The 15592-nt window shown below is 70.8% G+C and carries 14 protein-coding genes; 6 read left to right on the forward strand and 8 right to left on the reverse strand.

All coding sequences use genetic code 11. The features are described from left to right. Nucleotides 1-2 precede the first annotated feature (2 nt). Complete coding sequence (locus ACZ4VK_RS30560; protein ID WP_468359125.1) at nucleotides 3-197, forward strand: acyl-CoA carboxylase subunit epsilon; 195 nt, start codon at nucleotides 3-5, stop codon at nucleotides 195-197. 128 nt (nucleotides 198-325) lie between these two features. Here the strand turns inward: ACZ4VK_RS30560 and ACZ4VK_RS30565 are convergent, their stop codons facing one another. From ACZ4VK_RS30565 to ACZ4VK_RS30600, 8 genes are all read right to left on the reverse strand, one after another. Further along, nucleotides 326-907: a GTP-binding protein gene (locus tag ACZ4VK_RS30565; protein WP_266897066.1), complete on the reverse strand. Its 582-nt coding sequence runs from the start codon at nucleotides 905-907 to the stop codon at nucleotides 326-328. Continuing rightward, nucleotides 888-1448, reverse strand: a complete 561-nt coding sequence (locus ACZ4VK_RS30570) for a DUF742 domain-containing protein (protein ID WP_468359514.1) — start codon at nucleotides 1446-1448, stop codon at nucleotides 888-890. Before ACZ4VK_RS30570 ends, ACZ4VK_RS30565 begins: the two co-directional genes overlap by 20 nt. Before the next feature lie 92 nt (nucleotides 1449-1540). Next, nucleotides 1541-1954, reverse strand: a complete 414-nt coding sequence (locus ACZ4VK_RS30575) for a roadblock/LC7 domain-containing protein (protein WP_026057603.1) — start codon at nucleotides 1952-1954, stop codon at nucleotides 1541-1543. 7 nt (nucleotides 1955-1961) lie between these two features. After that, the gene (locus ACZ4VK_RS30580) at nucleotides 1962-5228 is read right to left on the reverse strand and encodes a sensor histidine kinase (protein ID WP_468359129.1); all 3267 of its coding nucleotides are present in this window, start codon (nucleotides 5226-5228) and stop codon (nucleotides 1962-1964) included. A gap of 339 nt (nucleotides 5229-5567) precedes the next feature. Beyond that, a complete protein-coding gene (locus ACZ4VK_RS30585) occupies nucleotides 5568-6149 on the reverse strand; it encodes a GTP-binding protein (protein WP_384406214.1) in 582 nt (193 codons plus the stop codon). Next, entirely contained in the window at nucleotides 6130-6534 is a 405-nt protein-coding gene (locus tag ACZ4VK_RS30590; RefSeq protein WP_024756254.1) for a DUF742 domain-containing protein, read from the reverse strand. The genes ACZ4VK_RS30585 and ACZ4VK_RS30590 overlap by 20 nt, the downstream gene beginning before the upstream one ends. A gap of 162 nt (nucleotides 6535-6696) precedes the next feature. Further along, nucleotides 6697-7110 carry a roadblock/LC7 domain-containing protein gene (locus ACZ4VK_RS30595; protein ID WP_015036421.1) on the reverse strand — a complete coding sequence of 138 codons (414 nt, stop codon included), beginning with the start codon at nucleotides 7108-7110 and terminating at the stop codon, nucleotides 6697-6699. 9 nt (nucleotides 7111-7119) lie between these two features. Beyond that, the gene (locus ACZ4VK_RS30600; protein ID WP_468359132.1) at nucleotides 7120-10941 is read right to left on the reverse strand and encodes a sensor histidine kinase; all 3822 of its coding nucleotides are present in this window, start codon (nucleotides 10939-10941) and stop codon (nucleotides 7120-7122) included. 569 nt (nucleotides 10942-11510) lie between these two features. Between ACZ4VK_RS30600 and ACZ4VK_RS30605 the strand changes: the two genes are divergently transcribed. The 5 genes from ACZ4VK_RS30605 (at nucleotide 11511) to ACZ4VK_RS30625 (ending at nucleotide 15551) form a co-directional block, all read left to right on the forward strand. Continuing rightward, entirely contained in the window at nucleotides 11511-11723 is a 213-nt protein-coding gene (locus tag ACZ4VK_RS30605; protein WP_468359135.1) for a hypothetical protein, read from the forward strand. An 80-nt stretch (nucleotides 11724-11803) separates the two neighbouring features. Further along, nucleotides 11804-12598 carry a fumarylacetoacetate hydrolase family protein gene (locus ACZ4VK_RS30610; RefSeq protein WP_384120819.1) on the forward strand — a complete coding sequence of 265 codons (795 nt, stop codon included), beginning with the start codon at nucleotides 11804-11806 and terminating at the stop codon, nucleotides 12596-12598. Then, entirely contained in the window at nucleotides 12591-14063 is a 1473-nt protein-coding gene (gltX, locus tag ACZ4VK_RS30615) for a glutamate--tRNA ligase (protein WP_468359138.1), read from the forward strand. The genes ACZ4VK_RS30610 and gltX overlap by 8 nt, the downstream gene beginning before the upstream one ends. Before the next feature lie 84 nt (nucleotides 14064-14147). Further along, nucleotides 14148-14789, forward strand: coding sequence for a DUF4241 domain-containing protein (locus ACZ4VK_RS30620; protein ID WP_468359141.1), 642 nt, complete (start codon nucleotides 14148-14150; stop codon nucleotides 14787-14789). Between the two features lie 39 nt (nucleotides 14790-14828). Beyond that, the gene (locus tag ACZ4VK_RS30625; protein ID WP_468359144.1) at nucleotides 14829-15551 is read left to right on the forward strand and encodes an HAD family hydrolase; all 723 of its coding nucleotides are present in this window, start codon (nucleotides 14829-14831) and stop codon (nucleotides 15549-15551) included. Nucleotides 15552-15592: the final 41 nt, after the last annotated feature.

Raw genomic sequence — 15592 nt, forward strand, 5'->3', positions numbered from 1 at the left:
ACGTGAGCACCCCTGCCAACCTTCTCCGCGTCGAGAAGGGCCACGCCGACCCCGAGGAGCTCGCCGCCATCACGGCGGTGCTGCTCGCCCGTGCGGCCGCCACGCCCGAGCAGACGGACCACCAGGCGCGCACCACGGCCGGCTGGCGCCGCCTGGAGCGCGAGCACGGCTTCCGCGCCCCGCACAGCTGGCGCTGAGTCCCGCCGTACGGGAAGGGCCCCGCACCGATCGGTGCGGGGCCCTTCCCGTACGCGTGGTGGGCCCGGCACGAAGGCCCCGCACCTTCCGGCGCGGGGCCTTTCGTCACGTCCGACCCGGGCGGGGACTACCGCAGGCGTGCCATGAGCGCGTGCTCGACGAGCGTGATGAGGGCGCTCTTGGCGTCCGCGCGGTGGCGGGCGTCGGTGGTGATGATGGGGGTGTCGGGGCCGATCTGGAGGGCCTCGCGGACCTCCTCCGGCTGGTACGGCTGGGCACCGTCGAAGCCGTTGAGGGCGATGACGAAGGGCAGACCCGAGTTCTCGAAGTAGTCGACCGCCGGGAAGCAGTCGGCGAGACGGCGGGTGTCGACGAGGACGACGGCGCCGATGGCACCACGGACCAGGTCGTCCCACATGAACCAGAAGCGGTCCTGTCCGGGGGTGCCGAACAGGTACAGGATCAGGTCCTGGTCCAGGGTGATGCGGCCGAAGTCCATGGCGACGGTCGTCGTCGTCTTGTCGCCGGTGTGCGTGAGGTCGTCGATGCCCGCGGAGGCGGAGGTCATGACGGCTTCGGTACGCAGCGGGTTGATCTCAGAGACGGCGCCGACGAACGTGGTCTTGCCCACGCCGAAGCCACCCGCCACCACGATCTTCGCGCTGGTGGTTGAACGGGCCGCGCCGCCGCTAGAGCTTGCGAAGTCCACTGAGCACCCTTTCGAGCAGTGTCACGTCTGGCTGGCCGCCGGCGGCTGCGTCGCCGCCCGGCTGGTGGATGGCGACGAGTCCGGCCTCGGCCAGGTCGGCGACGAGGATTCGGGCGACGCCGAGGGGGATGGAGAGAAGGGCCGAGATCTCCGCGACCGACTTGATCTCGAAGCACAGCCGGCAGATCCGCTGGTGCTCGGGCAACTGCCCCTGCAGCCGGGACGGTTCGGCCGTCGTGCTGACCAGCGCCTCGATGGCGAGCTGGTAGCGCGGCCGGGTCCGGCCGCCGGTCATCGCGTACGGACGCACCAGCGGGTTGTGCCCGCCTGAGCCGCCCGAGGAACTCGAACCGGCGGCGGACGGAGCGCGCGAGGCGCCGTGCGCGGCCGCGGACGGTCCCTGAGGCTGCCGGTAGGGCTGCGACGCGCCCTGTCTGCTGGGTGCGGAGGGAAAGTTGAACCGGTTCTGCGCCGGGTCGCCGATCGGCGCCTGGTGCGCGTCATAACCGTTGTAGGGGCTTGCGCCCGGTGGTGTTCCCACGTTCTCCTCCTCGACTGCCTCGCGGTCCATGTCCCGTGGAACCGCGCCACCGCACCCTACGGTGCGGTGGCGCGAAACGCACTGTCTGTCTGTTAGTTGAGAAGACTTCCCTGAAGCTCCGCCCGGAGGTCAGGAGTCAGTACCGTGCCCGCGCGGTCCACGAGAAGGGCCATCTCGTAGCCCACGAGACCGATGTCGGCCTCCGGGTGGGCGAGCACGGCCAGCGAGGAGCCGTCCGAGATCGACATGATGAAGAGGAAGCCGCGCTCCATCTCCACCACGGTCTGGTTGACCGCACCGCCCTCGAAGATCCGGGACGCGCCCGCGGTCAGCGAGGTCAGTCCGGAGGCGACGGCCGCCAGCTGGTCGGCGCGGTCACGGGGGAAGCCCTCGGACATCGCCAGCAGGAGTCCGTCGGCGGAGACCACCACCGTGTGCGACACCCCGGGGGTGTTGTCCACGAAGTTGGTGATCAACCAGTTCAGATTCTGCGCCGCCTGGCTCATGCTCACACTAACGCTCCTGGTTGTAGGTACTGCCCGGGCCGAGGCCCGATCCGTTCGTGTCCGTTCCCGCGGTGCGTCCCTGCTGGACTCCGCGGCGCAGGTTGCTCAACCTGCCCCGGACGTCCTCGGGTGCGCGGGAGACCTGGGGGCCGCCCTGCGGGGTCTGCTCAGCCGTGCCCTCGACCAGGTTGGCCTTGGGGACCCGCCGGGGGAGACCGGACGAGGTGACCCCGCCCGCCTTCGGGTCCTTGAGCTTTCCGGCCCGCTGCCAGCGCTCGTCGTTGGTCGAGCGCCAGTCGTCGGTGCCGTCGGCTTCGTTCTGCTGCTGCTCCTGCGCCGGCTGCGCGGGCTTCGCCTGCTGCGGCGCCTGCTGGCCCTGCGAGGCGACGCTGCCGCGGCGCGGCAGACCGGAGTCGGTCAGCGCGTGACCGGCGTCCGGGGCGGGACTGGGGGTCGGACCCTGACGATCGAAGCCTACGCGCTCGGGGGCCTGTTCGGGAGCGCCCGGAGCAGATTCCGTTTCCGCTCCGTACTGCTGCGTCCAGCCGTCGCCGTAAGCGTTCTGATCCTGCCACTCTCCCTGGTGGGACTGGCCATCGAACGCGTTTCCGTACTGCTGGTGTTCGGCTTCCGGTGCCTCGTACGAAGCTTCCGCATAGCCGGCCTGCTGGTACGACTCGTACCCCTGCTGCGGGTACGCGTAGCCGTCCTGCTGCGGGAAGCCGGCCGCGTACTCCTGGCCGTACCCGTTCCCCTGCTGGGGCTGCTGCCCGTACTCCTGCGCCGGGGCGTACTGCTCCGCCGCGTACTCCTGGCCCTGCTGCTGCCCGTACTCCTGGCCCTGGCCGTACTCCTGCGCCTGGTGCCCGTACGCGTCCGCCTGCTCCGGCTGCTCGGCCTGCTCCGCCTCGTCGTGGAAGAGCGGGGCCTGCGCCTGGGCCTCCAGAGCGGCACGCCGCCCCTCACGCTTCAGCGAGCGCTTGACCGGGTCGAGCGGACGCTCCTCCTCGGCCGGCTGCTCGTAACGCGAGTCGTCGAAGCCGAGATCGGCGGCGGTCAGCATCTGCTGCTGCTGGGGCGCGCTCTCGAAGGCGCTCTGCTGCTGCTGTTGCGGGATGATCTGGGAGACCGTGAAGTCGTCCTGGAGCGGCTGCTCGGCGCCACCGCCGTGGGTGATCGCGTCCGGCAGCATGACGAGCGAGGTCGTGCCGGCCTGCTCGCCCGAGGGGCGGAGCTGGACCCGGATGCCGTGGCGGTCCGCGAGCCGGCCGACCACGAAGAGACCCATGCGCTGCGAGACGGCGGCGTCGACGGTCGGCGGGTTCGCCAGCTTGTGGTTGATGTCCGCGAAGTCCTCGGCGGTGAGGCCGATGCCCTTGTCGTGGATCTCGACCATCACACGGCCGTCGGGCAGACGGGTCGCGGTGACGCGGACCTTGGTCTGCGGGGAGGAGAACGTGGTGGCGTTCTCCAGGAGCTCGGCGAGCAGGTGCACGAGGTCGGTCACGGCCTGGCCGTGGATCTCGGCCTCCGGGACACCGGCGAGCTCGATGCGCTCGTACTGCTCCACCTCGGAGGAGGCGGCGCGCATGACGTCGACCAGCGGGACCGGCTGGTCCCAGCGGCGGCCGGGCTCCTCGCCGGCGAGGACCAGGAGGTTCTCGCCGTTGCGGCGCATACGGGTCGCCAGGTGGTCCAGGCGGAAGAGGTTCTCCAGCTGGTCCGGGTCGGCCTCGTTGTTCTCCAGGTCGGTGATGAGGGTCAGCTGGCCCTCGATCAGCGACTGGTTGCGGCGCGAGAGGTTGGTGAAGATCGCGTTGACGTTGCCCCGGAGCATGGCCTGCTCGGCGGCGAGCCGGACGGCCTCGCGGTGGACCTGGTCGAAGGCGCGGGCGACCTCGCCGATCTCGTCCTGCGAGTCGATCGGGATGGGCTGGACACGGGTGTCGACGCGGCCCGGCTCGGTGCGGGAGAGCTGGTCGACCAGCATCGGCAGGCGCTGCTCGGCGATGCCGAAGGCGGCGTTGCGCAGCTGGAGCATCGAGCGGCTCATCTGGCGGGCCATCATCCCGGCCAGGATGAAGGCGGCGAGCAGGGCGATGACGACGATGCCGCCGATCACCCAGGCGTCCGTCTTGGCCTCGTCGGAGATCTTCACGGCCTCGGCCACGGCCTTGTCGACGAGCGCCTTCTCCACCTCGGAGTAGCCCTCGAACTTGGCGGTGGCGACCGCCATCCACGTCTCGGCCGTGATGCCCTGGGACTTCAGGTCCGCGAGGCCATCGGGCGACTTGGCGGTGCCGATCGCGGAGGCCGCGCCGGAGTAGACGGAGCCGTCCTTGCCCTTCGGCAGCTCGACGCCGGCGGCCTGCATCTGCTTGGCGCCCTCGGCGGCCTTCCCGGCCATGACCTTCTTCAGCAGCTCGACGTCCTCGGGCATGCCACCGGAGGCGAACTCGCCGAGGGCGATCTGCTCCAGGTAGTTGTACGAGTTGAACGCCACGGACTGCTGGGCGAAGACGGCCTCCTGGCGGCTGGGCCGGACCAGGAGCTGGGTGCCGATGGAGCGCTGGAGGGACTCGGCGCCCTTGGCCAGCTGGATGGCGTAGACGCTGCGGCCGTAGGCCGTGACGTTGCCGGTGCCGAGGCCGAGCTCGTTGGAGAACTCGGTCAGGTAGTGCTGGACGCCGGTGTACCCGAGCTGGGTGTTCACCGGGTCGAGGGAGCGGGTGTACGCGGCCTTGCGCAGCGCGTCGAGCTTCGGCTCCTCGTCCTTGAAGAGCTTGATGCGGCGCTCGAGGCCCTGACCCGAGGGCAGGTTCTTGATGGCCTCGTCGAACTTCAGCCGGGCCGCGTCGGTCGCGGCGTACGCCTGTGTGACCTCGTCGCTCTTGCGGTCCTCGGCGGACTTCGCGGCCAGCAGCGGGCCGGCGGTGAGGTCCCGCTCGTTCAGGAGGGCGGTGCTGTACTCCGAGGCGGCGCTCACGATGAGCGCCGTCTTCTCGGCGTCCTGCGCCTCCTGCCAGGTGTCGATCGCTCCCTTGACCTGGAAGCCACCCATGACGAGTCCGACGAGCACGGGTATGCAGAGGATCGCGTTCAGCCTGGTGGGCACCCGCCAGTTGCGGGGCGAAAGCTTGCTGGAGCTTCCCTTGGCGGCCGCGGCGGGCGGCGGTGTCACGGGTACATCCGCGGGCGACACCGCGAAACGCGACGGCGGCGTGAAGTTGCCCCGCGTCTCCTGCTCCGCGGAGCTTTCCTTGCTTCGCCTCACTCGACCAACAACCTCTCGGCGTCGGCACCTACGTTGTGCCGGTGTTTCGTTCAGGGCCGTACTACTCGGGAGTTCATGAATTGCAGCACGTGAAGGGGGTCCGTTCCAAACAGTGGGATGCGGCCGCCTTCAGTGGTCCAGGCCTCGTATAAAACGGGCATAAAGAGCGAGCCCCGCCAAATGGCGGGGCTCATGTGAGCGCAGTGACACCGATCGGATGCGTCGTGTGTCCGGGGCGCTCCAATTCTCTGTCGAAACGTTATGAACGGGCGGGCGGCCGTGTCGAAGGACACAGACCGCCCCTGGCAGCGGCATATGACAACCGCCCTGGAGCACTGACTACTTGAGCCGGGCCATCAGGGCGTGCTCGACGAGCGTGATGAGGGCGCTCTTGGCGTCCGCGCGGTGGCGGGCGTCGGTGGTGATGATGGGGGTGTCGGGGCCGATCTGGAGGGCCTCGCGGACCTCCTCCGGCTGGTACGGCTGGGCACCGTCGAAGCCGTTGAGGGCGATGACGAAGGGCAGGCCGCTGTTCTCGAAGTAGTCGACCGCCGGGAAGCAGTCGGCGAGACGGCGGGTGTCGACGAGGACGACGGCGCCGATGGCGCCGCGGACCAGGTCGTCCCACATGAACCAGAAACGGTCCTGTCCGGGGGTGCCGAACAGGTACAGGATCAGGTCCTGGTCCAGGGTGATGCGGCCGAAGTCCATGGCGACGGTCGTCGTCGTCTTGCCACCGGTGTGCGTGAGGTCGTCGATCCCCGCCGAAGCGGAGGTCATCACGGCCTCGGTGCGCAGCGGGTCGATCTCGGAGACGGCGCCGACGAACGTGGTCTTGCCCACGCCGAAGCCACCCGCCACCACGATCTTCGCGCTGGTGGTTGAACGGGCCGCGCCGCCGCTAGAGCTTGCGAAGTCCACTGAGCACCCTTTCGAGCAGAGTCACGTCCGGCGTGCCGCCGGTCTCTCCGTTGCCCGGCTGGTGGATCGCCACCATGCCGGCCTCCGCCAGGTCGGCGACGAGGATGCGGGCGACACCGAGCGGCATCGAGAGCAGCGCCGACACCTCGGCCACCGACTTCACCTCACGGCACAGGTGGCAGATCCGCTGGTGCTCGGGGAGCAGGGTGGCGAGGTGCGCCGGGTCGGCCGTGGTGCTGACCAGCGCCTCGATGGCGAGCTGGTAGCGCGGCCGGGTCCGGCCGCCGGTCATCGCGTAAGGACGCACCAGCGGCTGGTCGCCCTCGTACCCGTACTCGTCGACTGAGGCGCCGTACGGATCGTGAGAGGCGGGGGGCGGGGTCATGAATCCTCCGGGCGTGACAGCAAGACTTCTGCCGTCGGATGGGGCCGGTGGGGGGCCGGGTGGGGCGGCCGGACGATTTGAACGGTGCGCAGGGCGGTACGGAGGGGCGTACCGCCCTGTGGATCGGTCGTGCGAGGGGTTCTGTCCCGGATGGGAACCGGGCTAGTGGAGCAGGCTGCCCTGGAGCTCCGCGCGGAGATCCGGGGTGAGGACGCTGCCGGCCCGGTCGACGAGCAGCGCCATCTCGTAGCCCACGAGGCCGATGTCGCACTCGGGGTGGGCGAGCACGGCGAGCGAGGAGCCGTCGGAGACCTGCATGAGGAAGAGGAAGCCGCGCTCCATCTCCACCACGGTCTGCGCGACGGGGCCTCCCTCGAAGATCCGGGACGCGCCCGCGGTCAGCGAGGTCAGTCCGGACGCGACCGCCGCCAGCTGGTCGGCACGGTCACGGGGGAAGCCTTCGGACATGGCGAGCAGGAGTCCGTCGGCGGAGACCACCACCGTGTGCGACACCCCGGGGGTGTTGTCCACGAAATTGGTGATCAACCAGTTCAGGTTCTGCGCCGCCTGGCTCATCGCGTTCAACTAGCGCTCCTGCTGAGGGTTCGGACCGAGGTGGTGGCTACCCGTGGTCGAGTTGCCGGCCTGGCGGCCCTGCTGGATGCCGCGGCGCAGATTGGTGAGCCGGCCGCGGACGTCGTCGGGTGCACGCGAGACCTGGGGGCCGGCCGTGTGGGCCTGCTCCTGAGCGGTCCCGGGTACGAGGTTGGCCTTCGGCACGCGCCGGGGAAGACCTGAGGTGGTGACACCGCCGGCCGCGGGCTTGCGCACCCGCTCGGCCTGGCGCACCAACTCGTCGTTGGGCGAGGTCCGCCAGGCGGCCCCGCCGTTCTGCTGACCGGCGGCCGGGTCACCGGTCTGCCGGGGCGCCGGGGCGGAGGGCTGCGACACGACCGGGGTCTGCGTCGTCTGCGCCACGTCCGGAACACGGCCGGCGCCGGGCGCCTGCCCCTGCTCCTGGTTCCAGCTGGTCTCAAGGGTGTCGAACAGCGGGGTACGCATGTCACCCGCGCCGCTCGCCGGCGGCAGGGCCTCCGGACGGCGCGGCTGCTGGAGCTGCGGCTGCCGGCCCGGCTCTGAGCCCTGACGCGGACCGCCGAAGTCGCCACCGGTCCGCTGACGCGGGGCCGGTGCCTGCGGGGCCTGGGCCTGCTGCTGGGCCTGCGGTACGAAGGGCTGCCGGCCGAACTGCTGCTGCTGGCCGCCCTGGTACCCCTGGGGGGCGGGGGCCTGCTGCGGGGAGCCGAGGTCGGGGAGCGCGAACTGACCCGTGGAACCGGGGCCCTGCGGAGCACCGAAGTCCGGGCGGGCGAACTGACCCGTGGAGCCGGGGCCCTGCGAGGCGTCGAAGTCCGGACGCGGGAACTGCGCCGTGGACGCCGGGTCCTGCGCACCGCCCTGGTACCCCTGAGGGGTCCCCGGGCGCTGGCCCTGCTGCTGCGGAGCACCGAAGTCGGGGCGCGGGAACTGACCCGTGGAGCCGGGGCCCTGGGGGGCCGCCGGGGCGCCGAACAGGCCGGTCGTCTCCGACTCCTCGTGACCGCGCGGGGCGTCCAGCGGCGACATCTCCTGCCGCTGGCGCCGGACCGGCTGCTGCGCCGGGTCGTTGCCCCAGCTCGCGGCCTGCGGGCGCTGCGGCTGGGGGTTGCCCCCCGGCAGCTCGGCGCGCGGGAACTCGTACCCACCGGTCTGACCGCCCTGCGGGGCCTGCTGCGGCGCGCCGGGTCCGGCCTGCGGGCCGCCGGTGTTGCCCCACACGTCCGTACGGGAGGGGATGGCGCTCGCGGCGCCGCCGATGAGACCGCCGCCGGGGCGCGGCGGCTCGCCGCCCTGCGGACCCTGGGGCGCCTGCGGGCCCGGCGGCAGCTGACCGGTCTTGTCCAGCTGGGCGTTCTGCGGCTGCGGGGTGCGGGACTGCGGGCCGCCCTGCGGACCACCGTCCCGGGCGGGCAGCGCGGCCCGGGGACCGCTCGTGCCGACCTGGGCGCGCGGCGCCGCGGTGCCGAGCCGGCCGGCCGTCGCCGACGGCGCACCGCCCTGACCCGGACGTCCGCCGCCGGGGCCACCGGCCGCGCCGGGACCGCCGGGAAGCCGGCCGCCCGGGGCGGAGCCACCCTGCGGCATGGCGCCCTGGCCACCGGCACCCTGCTTGGGCATCGGCTTCTTGTTCCCCTGGGCGACGTCGACCGGCAGCATGACGAGCGCGGTGGTGCCGCCCGAGTCGGAGGGGCGCAGCTGGATGCGGATGCCGTGTCGCAGGGACAGGCGGCCGACCACGAAGAGACCCATGCGGCGGGAGACCGAGACGTCCACGGTGGGCGGCGAGGCGAGCCGCTCGTTGATCGCGGCGAGGTCCTCGGGGGAGAGGCCGATGCCGGTGTCGTGGATCTCGACGAGCACGCGCCCGTCGGGCAGCGCGTGACCGGTGACCCGGACCTTGGTCTGCGGGGAGGAGAACGAGGTCGCGTTCTCGAGCAGCTCGGCGAGGAGGTGCACGAGGTCGTTGACGACCCGGCCGGCGACCTCGGTCGCCGGGACCGCGGCCAGTTCGATGCGCTCGTACTGCTCCACCTCGGAGGCGGCGGCACGCAGGACGTCGACCAGCGGGACCGGACGCGTCCAGCGGCGGCCCGGCTCCTCACCCGCGAGGACGAGGAGGTTCTCACCGTTACGGCGCATGCGCGTCGCGAGGTGGTCGAGCTTGAACAGCGAGGACAGCTGGTCCGGGTCGGCCTCGCGGGACTCCAGCTCGGAGATGAGCGAGAGCTGACGCTGGATGAGGCCCTGGGAGCGGCGCGAGAGGTTGGTGAACATCGCGTTGACGTTGCCCCGGAGGAGGGCCTGCTCGGCGGCGAGACGCACGGCCTCGCGGTGCACGTCGTCGAAGGCCGCGGCCACCTGGCCGATCTCGTCACGGGAGTGCACACCGACGGACTCGACGGAGGTGTCGACGTCCTGCGGGTCGGACTCGGAGAGCTGCTTGACGAGCTCGGGCAGGCGGTCCTGGGCGACCTTGGTCGCGGTGTCCTGGAGCCGGCGCAGCGAGCGGATCATGGACCGCGCGACGACGAAGGCGCCGATGAGCGAGACGCCGAGGACGAGGAGGATCAGGGCACCGTTGATGATGGCCTCGCGCTGCGACTCCTGCCGCAGCTCACGGGCCATGGTCTCCATGTCGCCGAGCAGACCGCGCTCGATGCGGTTCATGGCGGCGATCTTGGTGCCGTACTCGTCGGTGAAGTTCAGGTGACCCCGCTTGGGGCCGCTCGGCATGGCGTCGTCCGCGTTGAGGACGCGCTCGGCGTACTTCTCGGCGGCGGTGATCGACGGGTTGCCGGTGTTCAGGGACGCCGTCCGTTCGGTGGCGTCACCACCGGTCGACTCGTAGATCGCCTGGAAGGACTTGAGCTCGTCGCTCTCGGAGTTGAGCGCGGCCTCGCCGTAGAGACGGTCGCCCTGCTGGATCTTTCCGGAGGTCTTGTCGCTCGCGGGGAGCGCGGCCGCGATGATCGCCTGCTGGATGGAGGCGTACTCCTTGGCGGACGAGAACGCGGCGAGCGCACGGGTCCGCTTGATCATCTCGGGGTTGCTGGTCGCCTGCGCCATGTCCTGGGACAGGCTGAGCAGCGCGCGGATGAGGCGGCTGTACGCCTCGACCGTCACCGAGTGGGAGACGCCCTTCTCGTAGGCGTTGCCACGGATCGTGTTGAGCTGGATGACCTGCGAGGCGATCCCGTTGACGTTCTGGCGGATGCTGCGCAGCGCCTCGTCGCCCTCGGTGGCCGGGATGTCCTCGGTGGCCTCCAGGAAGGCCTTGTACTCGAGGTCCGTCTTCCGGCGCGGGTTGGAGACCTGGTAGTCGCTGACCGGCCGGTTGTTGACCAGGGGGCCCGCGGAGAGGTCGCGCTCGGCCTGCAGGGCCTGCGCGAGGTCGGTCGCCTCACGGGTCAGCTTGGTCAGCAGCTGCATGTGGTCGAGCTGCTCCATGTCCGCCAGCGACTCGCTGATGCGGATGCCGCCCAGGGTCGTCGCGGCGACCACGGGGAGGGTGAGGAGCGCGACCAGGCGCGTGGAGATGCGCCAGTTGCGCAGGGCTATTCGCGGGCCGACCTCGTTCTCGGCCTTGGGCTTGGTGGGAACTTCGGACGGCTCGGCCGAAGCGGCCGCGGCGTTCGTGCGCCCGCCGTCACCGCCCTTGCCGGACGGTCCCTGACCCTGGTTCGGGGTGCGCGAGGCCGAGGGACCGCGGTCGGTCCCGGCACGCGGTTCCTGCTCCGCCGGAGCATCCGCTCGGCCCTGGCGGGCCGGGGGAGACCCCGAGCCATCCCTCTTGAAACGTCCCTGCACTAGCGTCGCAACCTCTGGACCAGGCGTCCTTCCGGGTGAACGGAGAGGACGGTGTCGGCGTCAATCGGGGTGCGTGAGCACCCCCGGGTGGTCGTCGGTGACCGGCGCAGTTCCCCCTTTCCCGCCACATGGCCGGCGCTGCGTTGCGCCCCCTGCGCGCCGGCTTGAAACCCGCGGCGGTGCGTGGAATTCCAGCACAGTGCCGGATCTCCAACAAGGGCCGCGTGTCGCGCCGGGAGGGTCATGACAACGCGTACGCGCAGTGTCACCGCATGTAGAAGATGATCACGGAGGATTGGGACTTTTCCCCTCCAATGGCTGCGCATGCCCGTGTGTCCCAGTCGCGATGATCAGGAGCGGAATAGAGCATTCAATGGCGGAATGTCCCTTTCCGTGGTGACAGGAGACCGTCCGTAATGCCTGGATTGTGACGCCAGTGGTGAGCAAACTCACACGTTGATCGATGTCTTAGCCATGCATTCGAAGGGAATCGCATGTTTAGCCTGACGCTTTACACCCTCCCGCGCCCTTACGCGGCGCCCGTTCCGGAACAAGGTCAGATCACCGCGATGAAGACGACGAAGACGACGACGCCCGGCAGCACGGCCAACCCCCGCCGTTCCACCCTCGTCCACCTCACGGACGCCGCGGAGCTCGACCGGGGCGCCCGGCCGGAGTACGCGGCCGAGCTGCCCGCCCGGACGGCCAACCCCCGCCGCACCGTCCTCATGCAGCCCCCGGCCCCGTACCAGCCCGAGCCGTACGCCTCCGCCTCCCGCTGAATTCGCAGGTCGGCCGCCCCCGCCGCGTTAGCCTGGAGCGTCAGACTCCAGCCAGCATCAAGTGAGGGGCGACAGCACTCGTGCGCATCGCCAGATTCTCCATCGACGGCAATGTGGCCTTCGGCGCCGTCGAGGGCGAGGGAACCGTCGAGTCCGGCGGCCTCGTCCTCGACATCATCAAGGGCATCCCGTACACCGACTTCGAGCTCAGCGGCACCAAGGTCCCGCTGAGCAAGGTACGGCTCCTGCCGCCCGTGCTCCCCAACAAGGTCGTGGCCATCGGCCGCAACTACGCGGAGCACGCCGCCGAACTCGGCAACGAGGTCCCCGACGTCCCCGTCGCCTTCTTCAAGCCCACCACCTCGGTGATCGGCCCCGGCGACGCCATCGAGTACCCCTCCTTCTCCGACGAGCTGCACCACGAGGCCGAACTGGCCGTGGTCATCGGCCGCATGTGCCGCGAGGTGCCCCGCGAGCGCGTCAAGGACGTCATCTTCGGCTACACCTGCGCCAACGACGTCACCGCACGCGACGCCCAGAAGCGCGAGAAGCAGTGGGCCCGCGCCAAGGGCTTCGACACCTCCTGCCCGCTCGGCCCCTGGGTGGAGACGGACATGAGCATCGCTGCCGCGAGCGACCTGACCATCCAGGCCACGGTCAACGGCGAACAGCGCCAGCTGGGTCGGACGAGCGACATGGTCCGCTCCATCGAGGACCTGGTCGTCCACATCACCGAGGCCATGACGCTGCTCCCCGGCGACGTCATCCTCACCGGCACCCCCGCCGGGGTCGGCCCCCTCAACGTCGGCGACGAGGTCGCCGTCACCATCGAAGGCATCGGCACTCTCACCAACAAGGTGATCAAGCGTGGCTAACGCGATCCGCGTCCGTTTCTGTCCCTCCCCGACCGGCAACCCCCACGTGGGCCTGGTCCGCACCGCCCTGTTCAACTGGGCCTTCGCCCGGCACCACCAGGGCACCATGGTCTTCCGCATCGAGGACACCGACGCGGCGCGCGACTCCGAGGAGTCGTACCAGCAGCTCCTCGACTCGATGCGCTGGCTCGGTCTCGACTGGGACGAGGGCCCCGAGGTCGGCGGCCCCCACGAGCCGTACCGCCAGTCGCAGCGGATGGACCTCTACAAGGACGTCGCCGACAAGCTGCTCGCCGGCGGGTACGCGTACCACTGCTTCTGCACCGCCGTGGAGCTGGAGGCCCGCCGTGACGCCGCCCGTCTGGCCGGCAAGCCCTCGGGCTACGACGGCACCTGCCGCAACCTGAGCGAGGAGCGCATCGAGCGCTACCGCGCCGAGGGCCGCGAGTCGATCGTCCGCTTCAAGATGCCCGACGAGCCGATCACCTTCACCGACCTGGTCCGCGGCGAGCTCACCTTCACCCCGGACAACGTCCCGGACTACGGCATCCTCCGCGCCAACGGCGCCCCGCTGTACACCCTGGTCAACCCGGTCGACGACGCCCTGATGGGGATCACCCACGTCCTGCGCGGCGAGGACCTGCTCTCCTCCACCCCGCGCCAGATCGCGCTCTACAAGGCGCTGATCGAGCTGGGCGTCGCCAAGGAGATCCCCGCCTTCGGACACCTGCCGTACGTGATGGGCGAGGGCAACAAGAAGCTCTCCAAGCGCGACCCGCAGGCCTCCCTCAACCTCTACCGGGAGCGCGGCTTCCTCCGCGAGGGCCTGCTGAACTACCTCTCGCTCCTCGGCTGGTCCTTCTCCGCCGACCAGGACATCTTCACCATCGAGCAGATGGTCGAGAAGTTCGACATCGCCGACGTCAACGCCAACCCGGCGCGCTTCGACCTCAAGAAGGCCGAGTCGATCAACGCCGACCACATCCGCATGCTGGACGTGAAGGCCTTCGCCGAGGCCTGCGAGCCCTGGCTCCGGGCCCCGCACGCGAACTGGGCGCCCGAGGACTTCGACCGCGCCGCCTGGGAGGCCATCGCGCCGCACGCCCAGACCCGCGTGACCGTCCTCTCGGACATCACGGCCAACGTGGACTTCCTCTTCCTGCCCGAGCCGGTCTTCGACCAGCCCTCGTGGGACAAGGCGATGAAGGGCGAGCCCGCGGCGCTCCTCACCACGGCCCGCGAGAAGCTCGCCGACGCCGACTGGAGCGACCCGGAGTCCCTCAAGAACGCGGTCCTGACCGCCGGCGAGGCCCACGGCCTCAAGCTCGGCAAGGCCCAGGCCCCGGTCCGCGTCGCCGTCACCGGCCGCACGGTCGGCCTGCCGCTCTTCGAGTCCATGGAGATCCTGGGCAGGGAGAAGTCCCTGACCCGCATCGACGCGGCCCTCGCGAAGCTCACCGCCTAACCGCACGCCGTACGCCACGGGGGCGGCGACCGGAGATCTCCGGCCGCCGCCCCCGTTGTCGTACCCGCGGACTAGGGTCCGCCCATGTCCATGACACCGCCTGACTGCGCCCACTGGTTCACCCCGGGATCCGTCCCGGCGGAGGACGGGAAGGACGTCGTCTTCGCCGTGCGGGACGTGGGCGAGATCGACCTGCCCACGGGCCGGCTCCTCGCCTGCGACCCGATCGTCCAGCTCTGGGACGACCACGAGCGCCCCGAGCCCTTCGCCGACGCGGTCCCGCCCGGCCGCTACCGGGTGCAGACCGCGGAGGCGTCCTTCACGTACCCCTACGACCACACCGTGAACGCCGCCGCCCGGCTCGTGATCCGCGACACCCCGGTGGCCCGCTGGGAGTCCGCCCTGCCGCCCGGTGAGGACACTCCCGGTGACGACTGCTTCGGCTACGGCGTGGAATCCGGCGCCGGCTGCTTCCTCGACGCCGCCGCCCCCCACTCCTTTCCCGGCACCGACGACGAAGCGGGTGTCATCTGGGACGGTCTCGACAACAGTCCGTCCTTCCCGATCGCCTTCGTCGCAGAGGGTGAGAACGGCCACGGCATCGCCGTCTTCACCTCGGGATGGGGCGACGGCCTCTACGCGACCTGGGTCGGCCGCGACGCCGAAGGCGAGGTCGCCTGCTTCGTCACCGACTTCCGTCCCTTCCGCTTCGCCCGCACCCGATAACCGCTCCCGGAGGGCCCGCCACCGGCGTACGGTCGGTCCATGGCCATCCGCGCCGTCCTCTGGGACATCGACGACACCCTCTTCGACTACGCGCGCGCCGACCGCGCCGGCATGCGGGCCCACCTCGCCGCCGAGGGACTGCTCGCGGCGTACCACTCCGTCGAGGACGCGCTGCGCCGCTGGAAGGAGCTCACGGAGCTGCACTGGCGGCGCTTCGAGGCGTCGGGCGGCACCTTCCAGGACCAGCGGCGCCACCGGGTCCGGGACTTCCTCGGGGCACCCGGACTCACGGACACGGAGGCCGACGACTGGTTCGGGCGGTACGTGGTCCACTACGAGGCGGCCTGGGAGCTCTTCCCCGACACCCTCCCCGTCCTCGACCTCCTCGCCGCCGACTACCGGCACGCGGTCCTGTCGAACTCCAGCATCCGGGCCCAGGAACCCAAGCTCCGCGCGCTCGGCCTGAGCGACCGCTTCGAGGCCGTCCTCTGCGCCGCCGAGCTCGGCACCGCCAAACCGGCCCCCGAGGCCTTCCAGGCCGCCTGTGCGGCCCTGGACCTCGCCCCGTACGAGATCGCGTACGTGGGGGACCAGCCGGACATCGACGCCCGCGGCGCCCGGGAGGCGGGGTTGTGGGGAGTGTGGCTCGATCGCGCCGCCACGGGCGGCCGGCCGGAGCTCGACACGATCACCGACCTCCACCAGCTCCCGGCCCTGCTCCGCACGCATACCCGTTTTGGAGCACCGTCCACCTTCGGGTAATGTTCTTCCTGCGCCGAGGGGAACAAGCCGAAAGGCAAGAG

The sequence above is a fragment of the Streptomyces sp. NPDC028711 genome (assembly GCF_055565415.1).

Bases quoted from the DNA above. Each gene is read 5' to 3' on its own strand.
- ACZ4VK_RS30575 (WP_026057603.1), bottom strand. From the start codon at position 1,954: ATGAGCCAGGCGGCGCAGAATCTGAACTGGTTGATCACCAACTTCGTG.
- ACZ4VK_RS30590 (WP_024756254.1), bottom strand. From the start codon at position 6,534: ATGACCCCGCCCCCCGCCTCTCACGATCCGTACGGCGCCTCAGTCGAC.
- ACZ4VK_RS30595 (WP_015036421.1), bottom strand. From the start codon at position 7,110: ATGAGCCAGGCGGCGCAGAACCTGAACTGGTTGATCACCAATTTCGTG.
- ACZ4VK_RS30605 (WP_468359135.1), top strand. From the start codon at position 11,511: ATGAAGACGACGAAGACGACGACGCCCGGCAGCACGGCCAACCCCCGC.
- ACZ4VK_RS30620 (WP_468359141.1), top strand. From the start codon at position 14,148: ATGTCCATGACACCGCCTGACTGCGCCCACTGGTTCACCCCGGGATCC.
- ACZ4VK_RS30625 (WP_468359144.1), top strand. From the start codon at position 14,829: ATGGCCATCCGCGCCGTCCTCTGGGACATCGACGACACCCTCTTCGAC.